Genomic DNA, 22,784 nt, shown 5'->3' on the forward strand with positions numbered 1-22,784 from the left:
CGTCATAATGGCCGACACACTCGGTGCATCGGTCCGGATCGATGATATAGATGGGGTCTCCCTCTTCGATTGCTCCGTTGGGACATTCGTCACGACATGCGTCGCACGCGATACATTCATCGGTAATCATCAATGCCATATAATAACCTTCCTGCGGGCAGATTCCTATGCCCAGAAATTAAATTTCCGAGATTTATAACCTATGTAACCTTATCTATACCTTAAAAAGAATGAATACATCGTCACAGAAAGAGATATGGCAATCGGATGAAAAAATCTTTTTACAACCCGCATGGTTAGATTGCGAACAAGGGGTTATGGTACGGGCAATTCGCATTGCGGTGTGGGTGAAAAGATAAGCGTGGCAATTGTGCCGCTCTGCCCGTCGGTCCTGTTTCTCAGGGAAATTTTTGCTCCCATTGCATCGGCGGCCGATTTTGCCAGAAAGAGCCCGAGTCCGGCTCCCGGTGCGTTTCCAAGGCGTTTGAAGGGAGCGAAGAGATCGATGCCTTCATCGATTCCCGGACCTTCGTCGATCACTTCGAGTTTGATTCTGTTTTCATCGATTAGCCTGGTTCTCAAATGTATCGATTTGCCTTTGGGTGTAAATTTAATGGCGTTCTGGAGAAAATTCTGCAAAATCTGGTTGAGGAGTGTCGTCTGGATGCAACCGACAAGGGTGTCAGGTTGAAGATCGAGGGTGAGATTTTTGTTTTCTGCTTTGGCGAGCAGGATGAAATCTTCGCCTTTCTTTTTGATGAAATCGATAATGTCGACTGTCTGGGGCAGTTCGAAGTGGGCACCTTCCTGTCTGCCGATTTCCAGGATTGACGAGATCATCTGGTTCATCTCCTGAATCGTTTTGTTGGAGAGCTGCAGCGCCTCGATATACTTTTCCGGTTCTCTCTTCTTGATCAGTGTGACATCGTTTTTGAGCTTCATGACGTTCAAGGGTGTTTTGAGTTCGTGGGCCGCACCGATAAAGAGCTCTTTCTGGTATTTGACGAATGTCTGTATGCGGTTGATAAGACGGTTGATCGACTCCCCGAGCGGCACAAACTCTTCGGGAAGCATCCGTGTATCGATCGTCGTCAGAAAGTTTTCATTGAGCGAGGAGAGTTTTTTCGTTAGACGGGTAATCGGCATCAGCAGCATTGCCGACAGACCGAACGCGTACAGTACGATCAGAATGAGACTGATCAGGTTGATGATGATGATCGAACGGAGAATCTTCGCCAACATCTTGCGAATGTTGGTGATCTCTTTGCTTACAAGCAGATAGGTCTGTGCCTTGAAATTGTAGGGATAGATGAGGTCGATATAGTGTTTGCCGTGTTTTTTCCGTTCGCGCCATTCGAGAGAACTGTAGAAGTGGTGGGGTGCAGGGATGACTTTGGCCGAGATCTGTAGAGCGTTTTTCAGGTTTTTTGCGTCGATTTTCTGCCCTTCCTGATAATCGGGAAAAGTTTGAACGATGTAACGTGCCTGTTTCATCAGCTGCTGGGAGAGTTCGTCGTAGATTGACTGTTTGATGTAGGCGTAAAGCATGGTTGAAAAGATGATCAGAAGAACCGATGACGCGATAATGAGCTGCGTCAGAAACTGATTGCGTATGCTGCGGTTGCCGGTCATCTTGACTCTTTTTTTGAGACTATTTTAACGTAAATGGAAGCTGAATAGAAAGAGGGTTGGTGTGGGTCTGCACGGCTGCAAGCCGTGCAATAAATTACTCTTCGTTGTTTTTTTGTGGATAGCAGAATCGATAACCGCGGCGGCGGACCGTTTCGATCGTTTGAATACCGAGGGGTTTGTCCATTTTTTGACGGATCTGGTTGATCGCCACTTCGATGACGTTTGGAGTAACCAGTTCCGGTTCTTCCCAGATGGCATCGAGCAGCTGCTCTTTGGAGACGATCTCGTCACGATGGCGTGCCAGATGTGTGAGAACTTCGAACGGTTTTCCCTTCAGTTCGATCTCTTTGCTTTTGTAGACCACCTTCTCCTCTTGCGGATTGATGCTGAGATCGTCGATCTCAATGACGTTGCTGCCGCCAAATCGGAGTCGTGCCTTGATGCGGGCGATAAGAATATCGAAGTCAAACGGCTTTTTAATATAATCATCTGCACCCGCTTCGAGCGCTTCGATTTCACTCTCTTTGTCGTCACGTGCAGAGAGGATGATCACAGCTGTTTTTGGGTTGTTTACTTTCGCCTTCTGAATCAGTTCAAGACCGTTGCCGTCCGGAAGCATCCAGTCCGCAAGAATCAGGTCGTAGTTGCGGATGTCGAGATAGTAGTCGCCATCTTTGAAGTTTTCTGCCGAGTCGGTCTGGTAATTGAACTCGTTAAGCCCTTCAGAAAGGGTCTTGTTTACTGTGGTTTCATCTTCTACAATAAGTATGCGCATAGTGTGCAATCCTTCCGGTTAAATTTAAGCGGGATTATAGCATATTTTTAGATTGTTTTAAACTATTTTTCAAAAATATTTAAAGAAAGGAGCGAAAATCTTCGACGCAGACGCGACAGTTCGGGAGAATATCGGGTTTACAGATTGAAATTTTTATCGTTTCAATCTGTGGGAAATCTTTTTTCAAGAGAGAAAAAAGAGATTCGAGCGCCTCTTCAATCAGATAAAACTTCTTCATGGTCATAATCGACACGATCCGATTCGAAACTTTGGCATAATCGAGAAAATTTTCCGGTGAGTAGCTGTATGTGATCTCGGTATCCACGCAGATACGCTGGGGAGTCGTCCGTTCATGGTCGAGAATACCGAGGATCGTTTCGAACTCCAGTGTTTCGATTCGAATCGTCATGCAACCCGCTTCTCTTCTCTGCGTAACAGCCGGACGATGTTGGGGATATGTTTGTAGACGACGATGATGGCGATGATCCAGATAGGTGCGTGCGAATGAATGTTGGGAATATCCGGATAGATGACATAACTGGCAATGATAAAGGTGACGAGAGCGCCAAGCGAAGCCAATGACGAGATTCGGATGGTCTTGCCGAGAATGAACCAGACAACCAGCGCGATGGCGGTGATGTCCGGCATCATGAATGCAAGCACACCGACACCAGTAGCGATCCCTTTGCCCCCTTCGAACATCAGATAGGGGCTGAAACAGTGGCCCGCCACCGCAAGAACGGCAATGGCCCACAGTGTTGCATCCGGCATACCGGTCAGCTTGGCAACGAGCAGAACGGCGACTCCTTTGAAGGCGTCGAGCGTCAGTGTTGCAATGGCCAGTTTTTTCGCCAGTGCGGGATCACGCTCCTTGACAACACGCAGGACATTGGTGGCACCGATACTTTGGCTCCCGCTGCTTTTTACATCGACTCCGGCAAAAAATCTGGCGAGAATCAGTCCAAACGGGATGCCTCCGATCAGATAGGCAGCGATGTAGAAGATAATGTTCGGATTGGTCAAAAACTCCATGCGTCGACTTCTTTATGGTAAAATTATGCGCAATTATAAAACAGATATGGTTATAACGCTATTAAGGAACGTGGTTTTGGAAAAAGAGGAATTGAAAGAGAAGATTCTTGCATTGAAAGAGAGACTGCCTGTTACGATTGTCGCCCACTATTATCAGCGTGACGAAGTGTTTGAGATGGGCGATATTACCGGTGACAGTCTCGAACTCGCCCGCCGATGCAAAGCGGACGACAACGAGTGGGTGGTCTTTTGCGGTGTCGGTTTCATGGGTGAAAGCGTGAAAGTTATCGCTCCGGACAAGCGTGTCGCGATGCCCCGGATAGCCTGCTGTGCGATGGCGCGTATGATCGACAAAGAGTGTTACGACGAATCGGTCGAGTTTCTCGAAAAGCATGGTATCAAAGAGGAGGATGTACTTCCTATCACCTATATCAATTCCAGTGCCGCCGTCAAGGCGAGTGTCGGAAAGATGGGGGGTATGGTCTGTACCAGCTCCAATGCCTATAAAATTATCGAAAAAGGTCTTGAAAGTGGGAAAAAGATCCTCTTCGTACCCGATCGGTGCCTGGGACAGAATATCGCTAATATGATGGGACTCAAATCGTGTGTCATCGGCGATGGCCAGGACCCAAACGATGTGGATGTCATCTGTTACAACGGTTTCTGTTCGGTCCACCAGCTCTTTACGGTCGACGATGTGATGTTCTACCGCAAACGGTATCCGGGTATCAAAATCGCCGTACATCCGGAGTGCGATCCTTCCGTCGTGGCTGTCAGCGATTTCTGCGGTTCGACGAGCCAGCTCATAAAATATGTCAACGAGTTGCCCGACGAGCAAAAGGTGGCGGTCGGGACCGAATACAACCTTGTGCACCGCATGCGTGACAAAAATATCTATGTGCTCTCCTCGACGAAACCGGAGTGTCCGACGATGAATGAGACGACACTCGAAGATCTCTACAATACCCTCAAAGCGATCGAAAACGATGAAGTGGCGACAGAGATATTTGTCGATGAAGAGACGGCCAAATGGGCCAATACCGCACTGGAAAGAATGTTGGCGCTATGATTATCCAGGAATTTGTCAAAGAAGTGTTGTTGGAAGATATCGGTCGGGGTGATCTATTCGGACGGGTTGCACCCAAAAAAGAGGCGACGGCACAGGTCATTGCCAAAAGTAGCGGGATCATAGCCGGAGAACCTTACCTGGAAGCGTTGGCCCAATTCTGCAATCTCGAACTCTATTGGCTCAAACGCGATGCCGATTCATTTCAAAAGGGTGATATTCTTCTCAAAATCGTCGGTGATGCGGCCGATCTGCTTGCGGCGGAACGGACACTGCTGAATATGCTTCTGCATGCCAGTTCCATCGCTACGCAGGTCCAACCATATATTAAGGCACTGGAGGGGACCAATGTGATGCTTCTCGATACCAGAAAAACAAGGCCGATGCTCAGAAACTTCGAAAAGTATGCGGTACGGGTCGGTGGGGCGGCCAATCACCGTATGGGACTCGACGATGCTCTGATGCTGAAAGATACGCATCTGAGTCTCATCGACGATCTGGAGAGTTTCATGGCCGAAGCGCGAAAACAGATTCCGTTTACAACCAAAATCGAAATCGAGTGTGAAAGTGTCGAAGCTGCCGCCAAAGCGATGGATGTGGGAGCCGACATTGTCATGTGCGACAATATGGATAGTGCCGACATTCGCGAAGTTGTGCTCTATCGGAACGAAAACTATCCGGGCGTGTTGATCGAAGCGAGTGGAAACATTACGCTCGACAACATTCACGAAGTTGCCTCGACAGGAATCGATGCGATCAGTTCGGGCAGTATCATCCATCAGTCGCGATGGATCGATCTTTCGATGAAGATCGTCACCTGACGATCTTCGATGTGATACGCGAAACCGGCGAAGCCGCTTTCGCTACGCTGACGCTGGGTCCGCTTCGGCAGCGGGCCCGCGCACGGCAAGTGCCGTGCTTTGGCTGACGCCGGAAGCAAAAAAGGTGCAGTATGAATCGTAACGTGATCTTGCCATTTTATACTATCCACTATCCACTATCCACTCATCATGGCCGATGATTTAGAAAAAACGGAGGAACCGACCCCGAAAAAGATCGAGGATGCCAAAAAGGAGGGCAATGTCCCGAAGAGCATGGACACATCCGGGTTCATTACTCTTCTGGTGGCTGTTGTCGCATTTATCGCTCTGACCGGCTGGATTTTCGATCGGCTTGAAACACTCTATCGCTACTATATCCACTTTGTCGGTATTGATATTACCCCATCTCTCCTGCTTGAAATTACGATCCATTCCGTTATCGAAATCTTCATCATGGTGCTTCCGCTCGCTCTGCCGGTTGCGATTGCCGGGATGCTCGGTGCCTGGGCGCAGTTTGGCATTATTTTTACGACCAAGCCGCTTGTACCGGATTTGACAAAGATCGATCCGGTCAAAGGTGCCAAAAATCTCTTTTCGCTCAAGAAACTGGTGGAAGGATTCAAGATTACCGTCAAAGTGGGATCGGTATTCGCGGTGGCTTTCACTGTTTTTTTGGGATTTATCGAGGAACTGACATCGGTATCGCATGCACCGCTCGCCCAGCAGATCGCATGGCTGGCCGATCGTGCCATGGTACTCGCTGCCGTGATGCTCGTACTGCTGATGGTGCTTGCTCTGGTTGACCTTCTTTTCGTCCGCTACAACTATTTCAAAGGACTTCGCATGTCGAAGCAGGAGATCAAGGATGAAATGAAACAGATGGAAGGAAATCCGGAAATCAAAGCGAAAATTCGTCAAATCCAGATGGAGATGGCACGGAAACGGATGCTGGCGGAAGTGCCCAAAGCCGATGTCGTCATCACCAACCCGACCCATTATGCGGTGGCTCTTCAATACAGGGAAGAGGAGGGGCATGCACCGAAAGTTGTGGCGAAAGGTGCCGATCTGATCGCTCTGAAAATACGGGAAATTGCACGTGAGCATCATATACAGATCGTAGAAAATCCGCCATTGGCACGTGAACTATACAGACGTGTCGAAATCGATGAAGAGATACCGGAGCAGTTCTACCAGGCGGTGGCCGAGGTATTGGCTTTCGTTTACAAAAGCAGACGAATATCCTGAATCTTTTTCAGGGCTTTCAGAGGTGCGCTTGGATAAAATCGCGCCATGGATTATCGGAGAGCAAGAGAGGCGATCGAAAACGCCCGGTACGTCACTATTGTCGGCCATCTCAACCCGGATGCGGATACCCTCGGAACAGGGCTCGGGCTCTGGTGGATACTCAAAGAAATGGGGAAGCGTGTCGATGCCGTCTATATGAGTCATCCCCTTCCGCAGATGCTCTCTTTCCTGCCGGCTTTCGGAAAAATCAAGCATGCTGTTGATGCACGAAGCGATCTCATTCTCAGTGTCGATTGCGGAAGCTTTGACCGGCTTGGTATCGAACGTCCGGAAAAGGCCGTTGTAGTCAATATCGATCACCATCGAAGCAATACGGCGTATGGGGATATCGATCTCGTCGAACCCGACTACTCCTGTGCGGCGGAAGTGGCTTTCCGACTTGCGCTTTCCGCCGGGTGGGATATTCCGCGCAGTGCCGCCATCAATTTTTATACCGCACTGATCAGCGATACCGGCTACTTCGGTTATGAAGGTGTGAACGCACGGGTTTTCGACTTCGCCAAAGCGCTGCTGCAGCTCGGTGCCGATGCGGAGTGGTCGGCCAGAATGCTGCGGGAAAACCAGCCACTTTGCAAAATGCGCCTTTTGCCAAAAGTATTGGAGACGTTGACGCTTCATCTGCAGGGACGGGCTGCAGGCCTTCATGTCACCCGCAGGATGCTTGAATCGGCGGGGGCAACGGTCAATGAAACGGATGATATGGTGAACTATGCCCGTGCACTTGCAACCGTCGAAGTCGGTTTTTTGATACGGGAGGAGGAGGCTGGGGGTCTGAAAGTCTCACTCCGTTCCAAATCGAAGGCCGATGTCGGTAGAATCGCGGTAGCTTTCGGAGGAGGCGGGCACATTCGGGCAGCCGGTTTTACGGTATATGGAATGGAACACGACATGCTTGTCGAGAAACTGTTGTATATGATAAAAGAGGAGATAGAAGCATGAGACGAAAGAAGAGCAATGTGGGTGTCACCCTTCTGCTTGTAACGTTTTTGGCAATCATCGGAGGAGCGGTCTATTTCGCCAATTCACCGATGTTTGAACGCAATGTGCCAAATATCGAGGTCCCTGAAGCGCTCTACTGGAATCTGAAAAAACCTATCCGAGTCGTTTTAAAAGATGATACCGGTATCCGTAGCTATAAAATAACATTGAGCGACGGAACGAGCAGTTTTGTTGTTGCAGACAAGAGACTGGAAGTGCCGGAAAAGGAGATTGCAGTTGCTGTCAATCTGCCACGTGCAGGGTGGAATCGTCGGGCAACCTCGGCAGTCATAGTGGTCGAGACCAGTGATATCAGCAATTGGAACATGCTCAAGGGCAACAGGGCATCGAAAAAAGTGGCAGTGACGATCGATGCGGTCAGACCGTCGGCCTATGTACTGGCGAACTCCTACAAGATTACGCGGGGAGGCAGTGCGCTGGTTGTCTTCAGCGCATCCGACGACCATCTCAAGGATGTAGCCGTTCATACGAGTTTCGGAAAAGTTTTCAAAGCCGAACCGTTCTATAAGGAGGGGTTCTATGCTGCGTTGATCGCATGGCCTGTCACTGAAAAAAAGTTCAGAGCATGGATTGAAGCGAGTGATCTGGCAGAGAATGTAACAAAAACGCATGTACCGCTCTATGTCGAAAACTATCGATATCGACGATCGAACATTACACTCAAAGATCGTTTTTTAAACGGAAAAATTGCCGATTTGAGCAGTCAGTTTGACGAAACAGCCAATGTCGGAGATCCTGTGGAGCGTTTCAGGATCATTAACGAAGAGATTCGTCAAAAGAACGAAGATCTGATTCATCGCTTGAGCCTGAAAGTCTCCGATCAACTGATTCGCCGTTGGAGCGTCAAGCCTTTTTATCCACTTAAAAACGGCAAAAAGGTAGCCAGTTTCGGAGATCATCGCTTCTACTATTACAAAGGCCGGAAAGTGAGTGAATCCTACCATCTTGGTCTTGATCTTGCCAGTGTCAAAATGGCAGATGTCAAGGCCTCCAATCCGGGACGTGTCGTCTATTCAGGCTATAACGGCATCTATGGCAATATGCCGCTGATCGATCACGGGCTCGGCCTTTATACGCTGTATGGCCACTGTTCGACACTCTATGTGGCGGAAGGTGATGATGTCCTGAAAAACGATCTCATTGCCAAGACGGGCAAAACGGGGCTGGCACTGGGAGATCATCTCCATTTCGGTGTTCTTGTGCAGGGAGTGGAGGTCAGACCGGTGGAGTGGATGGATGCACATTGGATCAAGGACAATATCACGACCGTTTTCAATTCGGCGAGAAAAATGATCGATCGCAGAAGCCGGTAGCTGTTTTGTTAACATATGTTAATACTGGGCCGATATTTTAGGCCGATTGTGGTATTATGGAACATTTGAGAATAGACGGAATAGTTTTTGCAAGCATTTTAATGTGTCGGCAGTGGGTCGGCAAAATGGATGAAATCAGGAAGAAAAATTTATGATAAAGCAACGAACGATAGCCAAAAAGGTGGAGAGTGTCGGAATCGGCCTGCATAAAGGGAAGCCGGTCCATTTGGAACTCGAACCCCTTGAAGCAAACAGCGGGATCGTTTTTTATCGCAAAGATGCGGGGGCCACGATCCCCCTTTCTCCGGAGTATGTGGTCGATACGCAGATGGCGACGGTCATCGGAAAAGATGGCGTCAATATCTCTACGATCGAACATTTTCTCTCTGCTCTTTACGCATACGGAATCGACAATATTCGCGTGGTGTTGGACGATGCCGAAATGCCGATCATGGATGGGAGTGCGGCCAGTTTCTGTATGATGCTCGACGAAGCGGGTATCCGTGAGCAGAACGCGGGGAAAGAGATTTTGCGTATCAAAAAGGATATCAGGGTAGAGGCCGGTGACAAATTTGTTGCACTGAAACCCTCCGAAACGGCAAGTTTCGATTTCCGAATCCGTTTCGATCATCCTGTTATCGCGGAACAGCAGAAGGAATTTGTCTTCAGCAAAAGCGGTTTTATCAAAGAGATTTCCCGTGCAAGGACATTTGGCTTTTTGAAAGAGGTTCAGTACCTGCGCAGCAAAAACCTCGCATTGGGTGGAAGCCTGGAAAATGCCGTTGTCCTGGATGATACGAAGGTCCTCAATCCGGAAGGATTACGATTCGAGGATGAGTTTGTACGTCACAAAATTTTGGATGCGATGGGCGATATGAAGCTTCTTGGGCGCCCCATTCTAGGAAAATATGAAGCCTTTGCCGGAAGCCACGATCTCAACCATAAATTGACACTCGCCCTTCTCGCGGATGAGAGTGCGTACGAAGTGGTCACGCTTCAAGTGAAGGAGAGTGTGGAGTTTGCGCGAAGCTTTGCATAAACCTGTTGTCGAACTGCTTGTCATCAGCGTTACGTCACCGATGCTGGTCGGCATCTATGAAAAAGGCAGATTGCTCGAAACCTTTCTTTATGACGAAAAAACGTCGAAGGCTCTGCCGCCTCTATTGCATCAAGTCCGTTACAATTACCATCTTAAAAGTCTCTTCTATGCAAAAGGTCCCGGCAGCTTTATGGCGATCAAAGTGACCTACGTAATGTTGAAAACATTTTCTATCGCATTGAACATTCCTCTCTATGCGACGGACGCGTTTGCATTCAATGGCAACCAACCTATCAAAGCGATAGGGACAAGCTGTTTTGTAAAGAGGAACGGGGAGATCGTGATAGAAAAAGAGTGTGAGTCGACGGATGGGCGATTTACTTTGCCACAACAAATAGATTACGAACTTTTTGTCGACGAAACGGAACCTCTCTATATTCTTCCGGCCGTATAGTTTTTTTCACCGTTCTCAAAAAAACGCGGTATCGATACCGTCCTCTAAGCATAATTACTATAAAATGACGCAATTTTCAAGAGGAGACGTGTGTGACGATCAGTGTGCCCGCTACCAGCGCGAACCTTGGACCAGGTTTCGATACATTGGGCCTTTCACTTGCATTGCGCAATAAAGTCCACATTCAACCTTCCACATTTTTCAGTGTCTCCATCAAGGGAGAGGGGGCCAATAATCCCCGCCTGAAAGGAAACAACCTTTTTATCAATATTTTTAACGACCATTATCGTCATCTGACCGGGAAAAAGGGTCTCTTCCGCTTTAAATTTTATAACAAAATTCCGCTCTCGAGGGGCTTGGGAAGTTCGTCAGCCGTTATCGTCAGTGCCATCGCGTCGGCGTACAGTGCCGCAGGTGTCAATATTACCAAGCGCAAACTTCTGAATCTCGCACTCCATTACGAGCATCATCCGGACAACATTACGCCGGCCGTAATGGGAGGTTTCAACGTAGCAGTGGTGGAAAATCGGAAAGTCTACAGCCAGAAGAAGCGTATCCCGAATTATCTGAAAGCGGTGGTCGTTATCCCTGACAAGCCGATTTCGACCGCCTATTCGCGTACGACTCTTCCGAGAAGTTATCGCAAAGAGGATGCCATCTACAACCTTGGCCGCGCATCCCTTCTGACCGCCTGTTTTTTCAATGAGTCGTGGGAGATGCTTCGTGTCGCGGCACGTGACAGGTTTCATCAGGCGGCACGGATGAAGAATCTGCCGGAGCTCTTTGAAGTGCAGAAGATCGCGATTGAAAACAATGCACTGATGAGCACCCTTTCGGGCAGCGGATCGACCTTTTTCAATATGACATACAAAGAGGATGCCGAATCACTGCTGGAAAAATACAGAAAACGGTTTCCAAACTTCCGAAGCGCCATCTACGATTTTGACAATGATGGCGTGATCTTCGGCTAAATCGACAACTTCATTTAAAAAAAGCCTAAAAATAGAATTATTTTGGTATAATTGCACGATTATGTCCGATCCGGTTAGAATGTGCATCCATTGCCGCGGCCGCTTCATGCAGGCTCAGCTTATACGGCTCCAGTGTCAAAACAATCAGATACAACCATTTCAGGGGTACGGAAGAAGTTTCTACCTATGCCACTCGTGTATCGATGACAAGAAGCTTGCCAGACGGCTCGCTAAGCAGTGTGGAAACAGAACATATCTGACGATCGATCTGGGCGAATATATCAGGGGGCTTCTGCCAGACGGCGGTCGCACCGAATTTAAGGAGATGATAGCGAATGGATAAAGTACGCATCCATGAAATAGCAGCAGAGCTGGGAATCAAAAGCAAAGAAGTTGTGGAGATGGCCAAAGAGATGGGACTGGACGTCAAAGCACCTTCAAGCAGTGTCTCTCCGGAAGATGCGCAGAATCTTATGAGTTTTGTGATGACCGGAACACTTCCCGCGTCAGCCGCACCCAAAAAATCTCCGGAGCCCAAAAAAGAAGAGATTACGGAAAAAGCCGAAGAGAAAGAGAAGCCGAAAACAGCTGAAAAAGAGGTGGAAGCGGTCGAGGAGAAAGCCGAAAAGCCGAAACCCAAAAAAGCCGAAAAGAAAAAAGTGGTCGAAGAGAAACCCGTTGAAGAGGTTGCAGCTGAAAAAGAGGCTGCGGTAGAAGCTGAGGCAGAGACGGCCAAAGAAGCGGTGGCGGAAGAGAAAGAGTCGCTTGCTCAGGCTTCCGTAAAGCGCCGTCGCGGTATCTTCATTGTCAAGAAAAAACGGCCTGTTGCCGAACCTGTAACCGAAACACCGACGATCAAAAAGAGCGAGATCGCACAGGAGAATCGTGTCATTGCGGCGGTTGATGAAACCATTGCCATGAAGAAGGCGAAGAAGAAGGTGAAAAAAGCCGCTCCGGCACCTGGATCAAAAGAGAGTGGCGTGAAATTGAATCTTCTGGAAGATCGCGATATTGGCGGTATTACCGTTGACTACACTACGGAAGAAGTAGTGCTTCCGGACTTCAGTGAAGAGCTTCGAAGCATGGAGGAACCGAAATCTCCGACAACATTGAAACCGGTGGAACCGCGTCCCAAACAGCCGATTGGCCGCCGGGGACCGCAAAGCAGAGGAAAACGCAGCGTGAGCAGAACAGCACCGAAAAAACGTCAGCGACGTACCGAAAAAACAGAAGTGGCTTCGGCCGTAGTCAAGATCCCTGAAGATTGCAGGGTGTACGAGTTTGCGGAGAAAGTGGGCAAAACGGCAGGCGATGTCATCAAGGTCCTCTTCGCGCTTGGTAAAATGGTGACCAAAAACGATTTTCTTGAAAAGGATGAGATCGAAATTCTGGCCGAAGAGTTTGGTGTGCAGGTCGAGACGATCAATCCGCTCGACGAACTCGATTACGTTTCCGTCTATGATGCCATCGAGGATGAAAATTTAGAAGAGCGTCCTCCGGTTATCACGATCATGGGGCACGTCGACCACGGCAAAACATCGCTTTTGGACAAAATCCGGGAGACGAAAGTGGCCGAAAAAGAGGCGGGCGGCATTACGCAGCATGTGGGTGCCTATCAGGTCGAAAAAGATGGCAAAAAGATCACCTTCATCGATACACCCGGTCACGAGGCGTTTACCGAAATGCGAGCACGCGGCGCCCAGGCGACCGATATCGTCATTATTGTCGTTGCAGCCGACGATGGTGTCAAGCCGCAAACGATTGAAGCGCTCAATCATGCCAAGGCAGCCGATGTACCGATGGTGATTGCCATCAATAAAATCGACAAACCCGACGCCAATCCGGATATGGTCAAATCACAACTCGCCGAGCTGGGATATATGCCGGTCGACTGGGGCGGAGAGTATGAATTCGTCGAAGTCTCAGCCAAAACGGGCCAGGGTATCGAGGATCTGCTGGAGACCATTCTGCTTCAGGCGGAGATCATGGAGCTGGAGGCCAATCCGAAACGCAATGCGAAAGCGGTAGTCATCGAAAGCTCGCTCGAGAAAGGGCGCGGACCGGTTGCGACGGTTATCGTCAAAAACGGTACACTTCATGTCGGCGATCATGTCATCTGCGGCCAGACATTCGGCCGTGTCCGGACGATTTTGAACGATCTTGGCAAACAGGTCAAGCAGATTGGACCGAGCGATCCGGGAGTCGTCGTGGGGCTCAACGAGGTCCCGGATGCGGGTGAAATTCTCGTTGCAATGGATACAGACAAGCAGGTGCGCGAACTGGCACAGAAGCGGGCAGAATATATACGCCAGAAGGAGCTCAGCAAATCGACGAAAGTCTCTCTCGATGAGCTCAGTGCCCTGATTGCCGAAGGGCAGATCAAGGCGTTGCCGGTCATTGTCAAAGCGGATGTTCAGGGTTCGTTGGAGGCGATCAAGGGAAGTCTCGAAAAACTCAAGAACGAAGAGGTCAAGATCGACATTATCCATTCGGGTGTCGGAGGGATTACCGAAAGCGATGTGACGCTGGCCAATGCCAGTGAGAACGCTGTCATTCTCGGCTTCAATGTCCGACCGACCGCCGCCATCAAGAACAAAGCGAAGCAGTTGGGTGTCGAGATCAAAACCTACTCGATCATCTATGACCTGATCGACGATGTCAAGGCACTTCTGAGCGGCTTGATGAGTCCTGTCATCAGCGAAGAGGGAATCGGCCAGGCGGAAGTGCGTGAAACCTTCAGCGTTGCGAAAGTGGGCACGATTGCCGGATGTATCGTAACCGACGGCATTATCCGTCGCAATGCCAAAGCGCGCCTGATTCGCGATGGTGTTGTTGTTTACGATACGCGTATCAGTTCGCTCAAACGTTTCAAGGATGACACGAAAGAGGTCGGTAAAGGGTACGAATGCGGTCTGATGCTCGAAAACTTCAACGATATCAAAGTGGGTGATGTCATCGAAGCGTATGAAGAGAAAGAGGAAAAAGCGACTCTATGACTCCGGAAGAGATCAAGCGAAAACGTGCCGATTCGATTCTGCGCGAACTGATTCCAGAGGCGCTGTCACAGCTCGGTGACGAGCGTCTCAGGAATCTGACGGTGACGGAAGTCGTCTGCAGCAGAGGACGAAACGACGCCGATGTCTACCTCGATCCGACCGGAATCGACGAAGATGAGCAGAAGGCGATTCTGAAGCAGCTGAAGAAGGTTGCACGGGGACTCGAAGCCTACTGTCTGAAAGCGGAAGGGTGGTTCAAGTCGCCGAAATTTCACTTCAAGTTTGACAAAGAGCTCGACCGTGTCAAGCGGATGGATGAACTCTTTGCCCAGATCGAAAAAGAGCTGAAATCATGAATTTGCTGGATGAAGTCAAAAAGGTTGTCGAGTCGCACGGTGCGAGACTTTACGACACGGAAGTGGTCAGTGAACATGGCCATACGATCTATCGGGTCTATGTTCTCAAAGATGGCGGTGTCGATCTCGATCTTTGTGCCGATATCAGCCGGGACCTCTCCCCGATGCTCGACGTCTATCCCCCCGTCAGCGGCCAATACTATCTGGAAGTAAGTTCACCGGGCGTAGAGCGGACCCTCAAAAAACCGGAGCATTTCGAACAATCGGTCGGAGAAAAAGTCTATCTCAAGCTCAGTTCGGGTGACAAGGTCAAAGGAACGCTGCGCGGTTTTGAAGATGGCGAAGTGGTTCTCGAAACCGAACACGGGGAGGAGCGGTTTCCGCTGAACGAGATTCGCAAAGCCCGCACCTATTATGAATGGTAGTCTCCGATAGTTTTTTCATGCGCCTCGCACTTCAGGAGGCGTGGCAATATCAGCTTCTGACGTATCCCAATCCAGCCGTCGGGGCTGTTGTTACAGGCAGCAGCGGGGAGGTGCTTTCTGTTGGCGCTCACAAAGAGGCAGGCAAACCGCATGCCGAAGTACTGGCTATTCGCGACGCCTATATCAGACTGACCGGTGACATGTCGCTGGCCGGCTGCGATGACGCGGAATTGCTGCATGCCAGACTGCCAGAACTCTCCAAATCACTTTTTCACGACAAATCCATCTATGTGACACTGGAACCGTGCAATCATACGGGGCAGACGCCGCCCTGTGCCCTGCTCATCGAACGTCTCGGGTTCGGACGGGTCGTTATTGGCAGTATGGACCCCAATCCCCTGGCAGCCGGTGGTGCCGCGCGGCTGGAAAATGCCGGTATTACCGTGACGAAAGGGATAGAGAGGGCGGCCTGCGACAATCTGCTGCTTCCCTTTGTACGATGGCAGAAGGGACGGTTTCTCTTTTTCAAACTGGCCCAGAGCATCAATGGCATCATCGACGGCGACACCATCAGTTGTGAAGCTTCCCGCCGCTGGGTCCATGCGGTGCGGGAAAAGATAGACCGGCTCGTTATCGGTGGAGAGACCGTACGCACCGACCGTCCGGTGCTCGACTGCCGATTGACCGGAGGCCAAGCGCCCGATGTGGCAATCTTCACCCGGCACCCCGACAGCATCGATCGCAGCATTCCCCTTTTTGCCGTGCCCAAGCGTCGGGTGGAGTTCATCGATCGTCTGCCGGAGAAAGGACTGGTTATGATCGAAGGGGGTGCAGGAACTTTCGAAGCCCTTAAAGAGGAGATTGACGCATTGGTCCTCTTCATCGCCCCGTTTGTCAAAGAGGGAATGGGGTATAATGGCGGAAAAAATTTTGATATTCTGCATCAGCGAAAAAGCGGTGAGGATATGATGCTATTTTTAAGAGGTCGATAGTCAAACGTCAAAAGTCGATGGTGCTTTACCAAATGGCCAATGATCAATGACCGATGACCGCCGAAGGCAAAATATGGACAAACAGGACAAGCAGGAAAAGATCGTTTCGATGTTCGACGAAATCGCATCGACCTATGATGTGACGAATCGGATTTTAAGCATGGGCATCGACAAATCGTGGCGGAAAAAAGCGTGTGACAAAACGCTGCAGCTTCTCGATCGCAGCGAAAATCTGACCGTATTGGATGTGGCGTGTGGCACGGGCGATATGCTGCAGTGGTGGAAAGAGCGGGCGGAAGCAGCCGGAGCAACGATCGCCCGCTTCATCGGTGTCGATCCGTCGGAAGGTATGCTCAAGGTGGCAAAGGAGAAGGTGGATTATGCGGAATTTGTCACTGCCAAAGCCCAGGATATGCCGATCGAAGAGGATACGGCGGATATACTCTCCATCAGCTATGGCATTCGAAACGTTGTCGATCGTCAGGATGCCATCAACGAGTTTCATCGTGTGCTGAAACCCGGTGGTATGGTCGTGATTCTGGAGTTCACAAAACGGGAAGATCGCGGTCTGAAAGGAAAGATCGTCGATTTTTATATGCACCGTATTCTTCCGACTCTCGGAGGACTGGTAAGCCGAAACTATGAAGCCTACCGTTATCTGCCCGACTCGATCGAAGGGTTCTTGACGACGGAGATGCTCAAAAACGAGCTTGAAACCGCCGGTTTTGCAGTCCAGTACACACAGGCTTTTTCAATGGGAATTTCGACGCTGCTCATCGCCAGAAAATGAGTTGGTTCGATGGTGGATATCGATAAGCAGGGAATGAAATGGCCATCCGTTTCCCGATCTATGCGAAGGGTAGGTAAATGCAGACTCTGAGTGTCTCTCAGATTAACGAACAGATCAAGTCTCTGCTTGAGTCGACGTTTATTCAGATACGGGTGGAAGGGGAACTCTCCAGGGTCACTTATCATACCAGCGGGCATATCTACTTCTCCATCAAGGATGAGAAGAGCACACTCGGTTGTGTGATGTTCCGCTCCAACGCCCAGCGGCTCAAATTTCGTCTCGAAGAGGGGCAGCATGTGGTGCTCGGAGGGTCTATCACGGTCTACGTTCCCCGTGGAAACTACCAGATGATGGTACAGACCGCCGAGCCTTATGGTGCCGGGGCGCTTGCGGTGGCGTTTGAGCAGCTCAAGAAGAAGCTGATGGCCGAAGGGCTTTTCGACGCGGCGCGCAAAAAGCCGATCCCCCGCGTAATCCGTCATATCGTGATCGTCACCTCCAAAACCGGGGCGGCGATTCAGGATATGATACGGGTTGCCTCGAAGCGGTGGCCGCTGGTGAAGATCACGCTGATCGATACGCTGGTACAGGGAGCCGAAGCGGCAGAGGAGATCGCACGGCATATCGCCTGGGCCGACAGGCTGGGCGCCGATGTGATCATCGTGGGCCGGGGCGGAGGCAGCCAGGAGGATCTGTGGGCATTCAACGAAGAGATCGTCGCACGTGCCATTGCCCTCTGTGAAACACCCGTCGTTTCCGCCGTCGGTCATGAAGTGGATACTCTGATCTCCGATTTCGTCGCAGATATGCGGGCACCTACGCCCAGTGCAGCGATGGAGCAGATACTGCCTGACAGAACGGAGGTGTTGTTGGCACTGGACGAGATAATGGAGCGCATGGATGCCAGGATGCGGCAGATCCTCTTGCTCAAAGCCGAAACTCTGCGCCATTTGCAGAGTCGTATGGAACAGCACGCCATCTCCCGGCGTATCGAAATGCAGCTGAAGCAAATCGGTGATCTGAAACTCCGGATGAACAGCCAGATGCACCATCTGCTTGAAAGAAAAGAAGAGGCGCTTGGACCGTTGCGGGCCCAGTTGAAAATGGGTGGGCGCCATCTGCTGCAGCGCAAGACCCAGCAGTGGGAGAGTTTGCAGGCGCAGTTCGTTTCGCTCGATCCCACACTCAAGCTCCGGCCCGGCTTTGTGCAGCTTGTCAAAGGGGACAAGATGGCAACTCTCGAAACGGTGAAGCCGGGTGACAAAATTCGTCTTGAAGATGGAAAGAGGGTTGCCGATGCGACGGTGGAGACAATTCGATCGATTTTTTGATATAGTAATACCAGATTTTGAGGGCACCCGTAGCTCAGCTGGATAGAGCGTTGGCCTCCGGAGCCAAAGGTCAGAGGTTCGAATCCTCTCGGGTGCGCCAATGCAGTGAACGGTGAAAATGGGAGGTGTGACGTTATCGCTTCCATCTCTTTTTTGTGACCTTTTGCTACATTTGCCCGTAAAAATTTCAAAATCCCCTCCCGTATCATTTCTGTAACCAAGATTATGTTATAGTGTTTCGTTCGTTTTATAAAAAATTTTGAATTTTTTGTAATTCGGAAGAGTTTTTTATTTGGAGAAGTAGAATGAATATCTACGTTGGCAACCTGTCTTACAGAATGGACGATGGTGAACTGAGAGAAGTTTTTGCACAGTATGGTGAAGTAAGCAGCGCGCGTATCATCAACGATAGAGAGACCGGCCGCTCGAAAGGTTTCGGTTTTGTTGAAATGCCGGACGACAATGCGGCCAATGAGGCGATTGAAGCCCTCAACGGCAAAGAGGTAGGGGGGCGCAACCTCCGTGTCAACGAAGCACGTCCACGTGAACCGCGCCAGCCTCGAGGCGATTTCAACCGATTTTGATCTTTTGGAGACGGCGAAACCGTCTCCTCGCTCTTTTCCCTCCTGCTTTCCCTGAAACCTTCGTTAACACTGTGTGATATATAATTATAATAATTTTCTATCGTACAGGAGTTCTGTCATGAGACAATCTATCAGACGTACTGCTTTGGCAGCTTTGCTGTTGAGTGCATCTTTGGGACTGCCGCTTCTTGCCGACCATCACGATACCGCCAAAATGCCTTCGAAGGTGATTTCTGCCAGCGATGAATTCATGATGGAGGTCGAGGATGTCGACTATAAAAGAGGCGAGCTGACACTTCGGGGCAGCAACAAACGAATGCAACTGCATGTAGACAAACAGCTGCACAATCTGAAAAAGATTCAGCGGGGAGATTGGCTGGTTGTCACCATGTACGAAGAAGCAGTCGTGACAAGTGCCAAAGGTGGTGAGCCGAGCGCGTCGGTTGCACGGGAGATTGTGGCCGGTCCCAAAACCGATGTACCGACACTCAAAGCAGTCGAAGTGACTACACTGACCGCCAAAGTGGTTGATGTCGACTACAAGAAGCGGACAGTCACGTTGGAGGGTCCTACCGGTGAACGCCGGACGATTCACGTCAAAAACGATGTCAAATATCTGGAAAATCTGAAAAAAGGTGATACCGTTTCAGCAACGATCACCCAGACCGTTTTGATGAAAATCAGAAAAATGGATTAACGACTCCATGCCCGGTTGCGGGCATGGAGAAAATCGATCTATTCGGCGCCGGGACCGAATGTATTGTAGATATAGTCTGCCATCGCTTCGTCGGAGATTTTCCCTTCACGCTTTTCAATTTCGTCGAGATTTTTCCGCATGATCGAATGGGTCGATTCGCTGTCGAAATCTCCGTTTCTGATCTCGTCGAGCTTTTTCAGCAGCGCTTCTTTGCTCAACCGGTTGAGTGGCGGTCCGTAGATATTGGCACTCTCTTCGGAAGCGATCCCTTTTGCATCCGCTTCACGCGGATCGATGCCGGGAGTACCTTTGATTTTCGGAACACCGTTCGCTTTGTTGCCGTGGCAGTTGGCGCATCGGTTTTTGTAGATACTCGCTGCATCTTTGACATTCGCCGACGCACTTAGCGAGATCAAACCCGTGGTGGCCAGAACAATGGCCAACAATCCAATTTTTTTCATGAAACCCCTCCTTTTTTATAAAAGATATTTAATCTTATCCGGTTTCAGATTAAAATTCTCTTTCAGTTTGATTATAAGTTTAGCTTAATGAATGACCCATCCTTTCAGCTGGTTCGCCAACGTTCTGGCCGACTGCTTGGCGAGGTTTTCGATATACTCCTCCCACTTGCTTTTCTCTTTCCATTGCGCCTCTTTGACCCCACTGAGGGTTTGGGTTAATGCTTTCGCATCCTCGATGGAGCCGATCTGATCGATCAGACCGATCCGCTGTGCTTTGGACGCGATGAAAATCTGCGCATCCGCGAAAGTTTCGGGATGGGTGGGATCCAGATCTCTCGCTTTGGCCACATCTCTCACGAACATATGGTAGATATCGAGCACGTGGGTTTCGATCTCTTTGCGTTCTTCAGGCGTCCATTCCCTGAACGGTGTCCCCGCTTCCTTGTATTTCCCTGCCTTGACGATCTGGGGTTTGACGCCGATACGGTCGATCAGACCCTGGATGTTCAACCCCTCCATAATGACCCCGATGGATCCGATCGTCGCGGCCGGATTGGCGATGATACGGCTTGCCCAGATCGATGCGTAGTAGCTACCGCTCGCCATGGTGCCGGCAGCGTAGGCGACGACCGGTTTCTTGGCGTTGAGACGTTTGATCGCCAGAGATATTTCGACGGAAGGCGCCACCGCGCCGCCCGGCGAGTCGACAAGGAAAAGTACCCCTTTGATATCGTTGTCGTCGGCCAGGGTTTCGATCTCCTCCACCACTTTCTCCGCATGGATGACCGGACCGAAAAGATTGACGGTTGCGAGATTGGGCGGTTTGACCGATTCGCTGCTCGCGGGTGCCAAAACAAGGAGCAGAATGAACAGAAAAATCAGCGATTTGAAATATTTCTGGACAAAGTCGAGCGTCGCGGTAATCGGTGAAAAAAGTTTTTTGAAAAATTCAGACATACTGTGCTCCTTCAATGAAGAGTTTTTCGACGGTGTCGGTATGAAGAATGAGCTGGAGAGGAATGGCTTCCGCCGTCTCCGGCGCATCCGGGAGTTTGACCGTGATGAGGTCGGCGGGATTGCCCTTTTCGATACGGCCGACAGGAAGTTTCATCGCTTCGGCGGCGCGTGCGGTCGAAGCTCTCAGGAGCTCGGTTGCGAAAAGCTCCAGGGGGGCGGCGTGATGCATCATCAGTGCCGCACGCATTTCGTCCCATAGATTCAGTGAGGTGTTGGAGCTGAGACCGTCGGTGCCAAGGAACCAGGGTATCTTTTTCTCCCTCACTCTCTCGACCTGAAGCCGGCCGCATCCAAGGAGCCGGTTGGAGCGTGGGCAGTGAATGATGGTATGGCCGCTCTCTGCAATGGTGTTCAGGAGAGATGCATCCGCCTGCACCACATGGGTAAGCAGTGTCGGCCGGTCGAGAAGCTCCAGAAATTCGATCGGTCGCTGCAGCGGTCTGGTCTGCTGAAGGAAATTTTCGAAAAATGGTTTGAACGGTCCCTCTCCCTTCTCGAGCCACTCCTTCTCCGAAGGTGATTCCATGAAATGGGCCGTCAGGAGTTTGGTCGGTGACTCTTTCAGAATCTTTTTTATCAGAATCGGGTGGACCGAATAGGGGGAGTGAATGGCCACAGCCGGAATGAGACGTTCCGATGCCGCTGCCTCACTCGCTTCCAGCCGCTGCATGAAATCGCTGTAGAGCGCATCCACGGCATCCGGCTGCGAGCCGATGGCTTCGTTGAAAAAGAGGACCCTCTGGGGAGCGGCTCTGCAGGCTGTCAGCTCCTTCCCGTAACTGCTGATGGCTCCGAACGTGGTCGTGCCACTGTGCAGCATGGTTTCAATCTGGCGTTTGTAGCATGCCGCCCTGCAGCTCTCGACCAGCTCGTCACGATGGGTGATGACACTCTGCAGCCAGATCATGAAATCACCGTATCGAAGATGGGTCGTATTGGCGCCAAACTCCAGGTGTACATGGGGATTGACGAGGCCGGGAAGAAGCACTTCATCGGTTTCCAATCGGACGATCTCGGCATTCGGATAACGCGTCTCCAGTATTTCGAAGGGGCCCGTTTCCATGATGGAGGTATCGAATGCCACTGCCATGTTCTGTCGAATGATCTCCCCATCGAAGAGCCATTTTGCCACAATGATCGTCATGTATCCCCTTTGCCGGTGCGGTTTTCGACTTTAAATCAAGATTATGGCAAAACTAGATAAAATCTACCATTAAAATCCAAACGAAGGAAATTCTATGAAAATTATGGTGATTCAGGGGCCAAACCTCAATATGCTCGGCGTCAGAGAACAGAATATATATGGGCCGATGAAGCTCGAGCAGATTCATGAGCAGATGAGAAACTTTGCACAGCAGAACGGGATCGAGATCGAATTTTTCCAAAGCAATCTGGAGGGGGAACTCGTCGACAAAATTCAGGAGTGTCTGGGTGATGCGGACGGTATCATCATCAATCCGGCGGCCTATACCCATACGTCGATCGCGATTCGCGATGCCCTGGCGGCCGTCGCACTTCCCGCTGTCGAAGTGCATATTACCAATATCTATACCCGGGAAGATTTCCGTCACAAAAGCCTGATTGCGCCGGTCTGTGCCGGACAGATCAGTGGGTTCGGTCCGTTCAGCTACCACCTGGCGATGGTCGCGATGCTGCAGATACTCAACGAAATCAAAGCGATGAAAGAGATGCAGCAGAAACAGCAGGCGCAGGGGCAGCAGGGATAGT

General features: G+C 50.4%; 25 protein-coding genes and 1 tRNA gene. 18 read left to right on the forward strand and 8 right to left on the reverse strand.

What is annotated here, in order from left to right; genetic code table 11:
* The 5 genes from Q1K24_RS02695 to plsY all read right to left on the reverse strand — a co-directional run.
* Window positions 1-139, reverse strand: a 139-nt coding sequence (locus Q1K24_RS02695; protein WP_300365664.1) for a 4Fe-4S binding protein, incomplete at its 3' end; no start/stop codon positions are given.
* Between the two features lie 176 nt (window positions 140-315).
* Entirely contained in the window at window positions 316-1,632 is a 1,317-nt protein-coding gene (locus Q1K24_RS02700; RefSeq protein WP_300365574.1) for a HAMP domain-containing sensor histidine kinase, read from the reverse strand.
* Window positions 1,633-1,726: 94 nt separating this feature from the next.
* A complete protein-coding gene (hsrA, locus tag Q1K24_RS02705; protein ID WP_300365577.1) occupies window positions 1,727-2,407 on the reverse strand; it encodes a homeostatic response regulator transcription factor HsrA in 681 nt (226 codons plus the stop codon).
* 79 nt (window positions 2,408-2,486) lie between these two features.
* A complete protein-coding gene (locus tag Q1K24_RS02710) occupies window positions 2,487-2,816 on the reverse strand; it encodes a dihydroneopterin aldolase (RefSeq protein ID WP_300365580.1) in 330 nt (109 codons plus the stop codon).
* Window positions 2,813-3,439, reverse strand: coding sequence for a glycerol-3-phosphate 1-O-acyltransferase PlsY (gene plsY, locus Q1K24_RS02715; RefSeq protein ID WP_300365583.1), 627 nt, complete (start codon window positions 3,437-3,439; stop codon window positions 2,813-2,815). The genes Q1K24_RS02710 and plsY overlap by 4 nt, the downstream gene beginning before the upstream one ends.
* A 46-nt stretch (window positions 3,440-3,485) precedes the next feature.
* On the opposite strand from plsY, the gene nadA reads away from it, so the two are divergent.
* The 17 genes from nadA to Q1K24_RS02800 all read left to right on the forward strand — a co-directional run bounded on the left by nadA (window position 3,486) and on the right by Q1K24_RS02800 (window position 19,578).
* Window positions 3,486-4,508 (forward strand): quinolinate synthase NadA, encoded by a 1,023-nt coding sequence (nadA, locus tag Q1K24_RS02720; protein ID WP_300365667.1) that lies wholly within the window; start codon window positions 3,486-3,488, stop codon window positions 4,506-4,508.
* Complete coding sequence (gene nadC / locus Q1K24_RS02725; protein ID WP_300365586.1) at window positions 4,505-5,326, forward strand: carboxylating nicotinate-nucleotide diphosphorylase; 822 nt, start codon at window positions 4,505-4,507, stop codon at window positions 5,324-5,326. Before nadA ends, nadC begins: the two co-directional genes overlap by 4 nt.
* A gap of 186 nt (window positions 5,327-5,512) precedes the next feature.
* Entirely contained in the window at window positions 5,513-6,571 is a 1,059-nt protein-coding gene (gene flhB / locus Q1K24_RS02730; RefSeq protein ID WP_300365670.1) for a flagellar biosynthesis protein FlhB, read from the forward strand.
* A gap of 45 nt (window positions 6,572-6,616) precedes the next feature.
* Window positions 6,617-7,570 (forward strand): bifunctional oligoribonuclease/PAP phosphatase NrnA, encoded by a 954-nt coding sequence (locus Q1K24_RS02735; protein WP_300365589.1) that lies wholly within the window; start codon window positions 6,617-6,619, stop codon window positions 7,568-7,570.
* Entirely contained in the window at window positions 7,567-8,943 is a 1,377-nt protein-coding gene (locus Q1K24_RS02740) for a M23 family metallopeptidase (RefSeq protein ID WP_300365592.1), read from the forward strand. The genes Q1K24_RS02735 and Q1K24_RS02740 overlap by 4 nt, the downstream gene beginning before the upstream one ends.
* A 154-nt stretch (window positions 8,944-9,097) precedes the next feature.
* Window positions 9,098-9,982, forward strand: coding sequence for a UDP-3-O-acyl-N-acetylglucosamine deacetylase (lpxC, locus tag Q1K24_RS02745; protein ID WP_300365672.1), 885 nt, complete (start codon window positions 9,098-9,100; stop codon window positions 9,980-9,982).
* A complete protein-coding gene (locus Q1K24_RS02750; protein WP_300365595.1) occupies window positions 9,963-10,436 on the forward strand; it encodes a hypothetical protein in 474 nt (157 codons plus the stop codon). The genes lpxC and Q1K24_RS02750 overlap by 20 nt, the downstream gene beginning before the upstream one ends.
* Before the next feature lie 92 nt (window positions 10,437-10,528).
* Window positions 10,529-11,407 carry a homoserine kinase gene (gene thrB, locus Q1K24_RS02755; protein ID WP_300365598.1) on the forward strand — a complete coding sequence of 293 codons (879 nt, stop codon included), beginning with the start codon at window positions 10,529-10,531 and terminating at the stop codon, window positions 11,405-11,407.
* Window positions 11,408-11,742: 335 nt separating this feature from the next.
* Entirely contained in the window at window positions 11,743-14,403 is a 2,661-nt protein-coding gene (gene infB / locus Q1K24_RS02760) for a translation initiation factor IF-2 (RefSeq protein WP_300365601.1), read from the forward strand.
* Complete coding sequence (rbfA, locus tag Q1K24_RS02765; RefSeq protein ID WP_300365604.1) at window positions 14,400-14,759, forward strand: 30S ribosome-binding factor RbfA; 360 nt, start codon at window positions 14,400-14,402, stop codon at window positions 14,757-14,759. The genes infB and rbfA overlap by 4 nt, the downstream gene beginning before the upstream one ends.
* Window positions 14,756-15,184, forward strand: coding sequence for a ribosome maturation factor RimP (locus Q1K24_RS02770; protein WP_300365606.1), 429 nt, complete (start codon window positions 14,756-14,758; stop codon window positions 15,182-15,184). Before rbfA ends, Q1K24_RS02770 begins: the two co-directional genes overlap by 4 nt.
* Window positions 15,185-15,201: 17 nt before the next feature.
* Window positions 15,202-16,176, forward strand: coding sequence for a bifunctional diaminohydroxyphosphoribosylaminopyrimidine deaminase/5-amino-6-(5-phosphoribosylamino)uracil reductase RibD (gene ribD, locus Q1K24_RS02775; RefSeq protein WP_300365609.1), 975 nt, complete (start codon window positions 15,202-15,204; stop codon window positions 16,174-16,176).
* Between the two features lie 73 nt (window positions 16,177-16,249).
* Window positions 16,250-16,966 carry a bifunctional demethylmenaquinone methyltransferase/2-methoxy-6-polyprenyl-1,4-benzoquinol methylase UbiE gene (gene ubiE / locus Q1K24_RS02780; RefSeq protein ID WP_300365612.1) on the forward strand — a complete coding sequence of 239 codons (717 nt, stop codon included), beginning with the start codon at window positions 16,250-16,252 and terminating at the stop codon, window positions 16,964-16,966.
* A gap of 77 nt (window positions 16,967-17,043) precedes the next feature.
* A complete protein-coding gene (gene xseA / locus Q1K24_RS02785; RefSeq protein ID WP_300365615.1) occupies window positions 17,044-18,297 on the forward strand; it encodes an exodeoxyribonuclease VII large subunit in 1,254 nt (417 codons plus the stop codon).
* A gap of 23 nt (window positions 18,298-18,320) precedes the next feature.
* Window positions 18,321-18,397: transfer RNA gene (locus Q1K24_RS02790), tRNA-Arg, on the forward strand.
* Window positions 18,398-18,602: 205 nt separating this feature from the next.
* Window positions 18,603-18,881 (forward strand): RNA-binding protein, encoded by a 279-nt coding sequence (locus Q1K24_RS02795; protein WP_300365619.1) that lies wholly within the window; start codon window positions 18,603-18,605, stop codon window positions 18,879-18,881.
* A 118-nt stretch (window positions 18,882-18,999) separates the two neighbouring features.
* A complete protein-coding gene (locus tag Q1K24_RS02800) occupies window positions 19,000-19,578 on the forward strand; it encodes a hypothetical protein (protein ID WP_300365622.1) in 579 nt (192 codons plus the stop codon).
* 38 nt (window positions 19,579-19,616) lie between these two features.
* Here Q1K24_RS02800 and Q1K24_RS02805 read toward each other — a convergent pair whose 3' ends face one another.
* From Q1K24_RS02805 to Q1K24_RS02815, 3 genes are all read right to left on the reverse strand, one after another.
* Complete coding sequence (locus Q1K24_RS02805) at window positions 19,617-20,039, reverse strand: c-type cytochrome (protein WP_300365625.1); 423 nt, start codon at window positions 20,037-20,039, stop codon at window positions 19,617-19,619.
* A gap of 84 nt (window positions 20,040-20,123) precedes the next feature.
* Window positions 20,124-20,996, reverse strand: coding sequence for a signal peptide peptidase SppA (gene sppA, locus Q1K24_RS02810; protein ID WP_300365628.1), 873 nt, complete (start codon window positions 20,994-20,996; stop codon window positions 20,124-20,126).
* Window positions 20,989-22,200, reverse strand: coding sequence for a metal-dependent hydrolase (locus tag Q1K24_RS02815; RefSeq protein WP_300365630.1), 1,212 nt, complete (start codon window positions 22,198-22,200; stop codon window positions 20,989-20,991). Before Q1K24_RS02815 ends, sppA begins: the two co-directional genes overlap by 8 nt.
* A gap of 94 nt (window positions 22,201-22,294) precedes the next feature.
* On the opposite strand from Q1K24_RS02815, the gene aroQ reads away from it, so the two are divergent.
* On the forward strand, window positions 22,295-22,783 hold the full coding sequence (gene aroQ / locus Q1K24_RS02820; RefSeq protein ID WP_300365633.1) for a type II 3-dehydroquinate dehydratase: 489 nt from the start codon (window positions 22,295-22,297) through the stop codon (window positions 22,781-22,783).
* The last annotated feature ends 1 nt before the right edge of the window (window position 22,784 follow it).

Origin of the sequence: Hydrogenimonas sp. (assembly GCF_029932565.1) — a bacterium.
Lineage (GTDB): Bacteria > Campylobacterota > Campylobacteria > Campylobacterales > Hydrogenimonadaceae > Hydrogenimonas.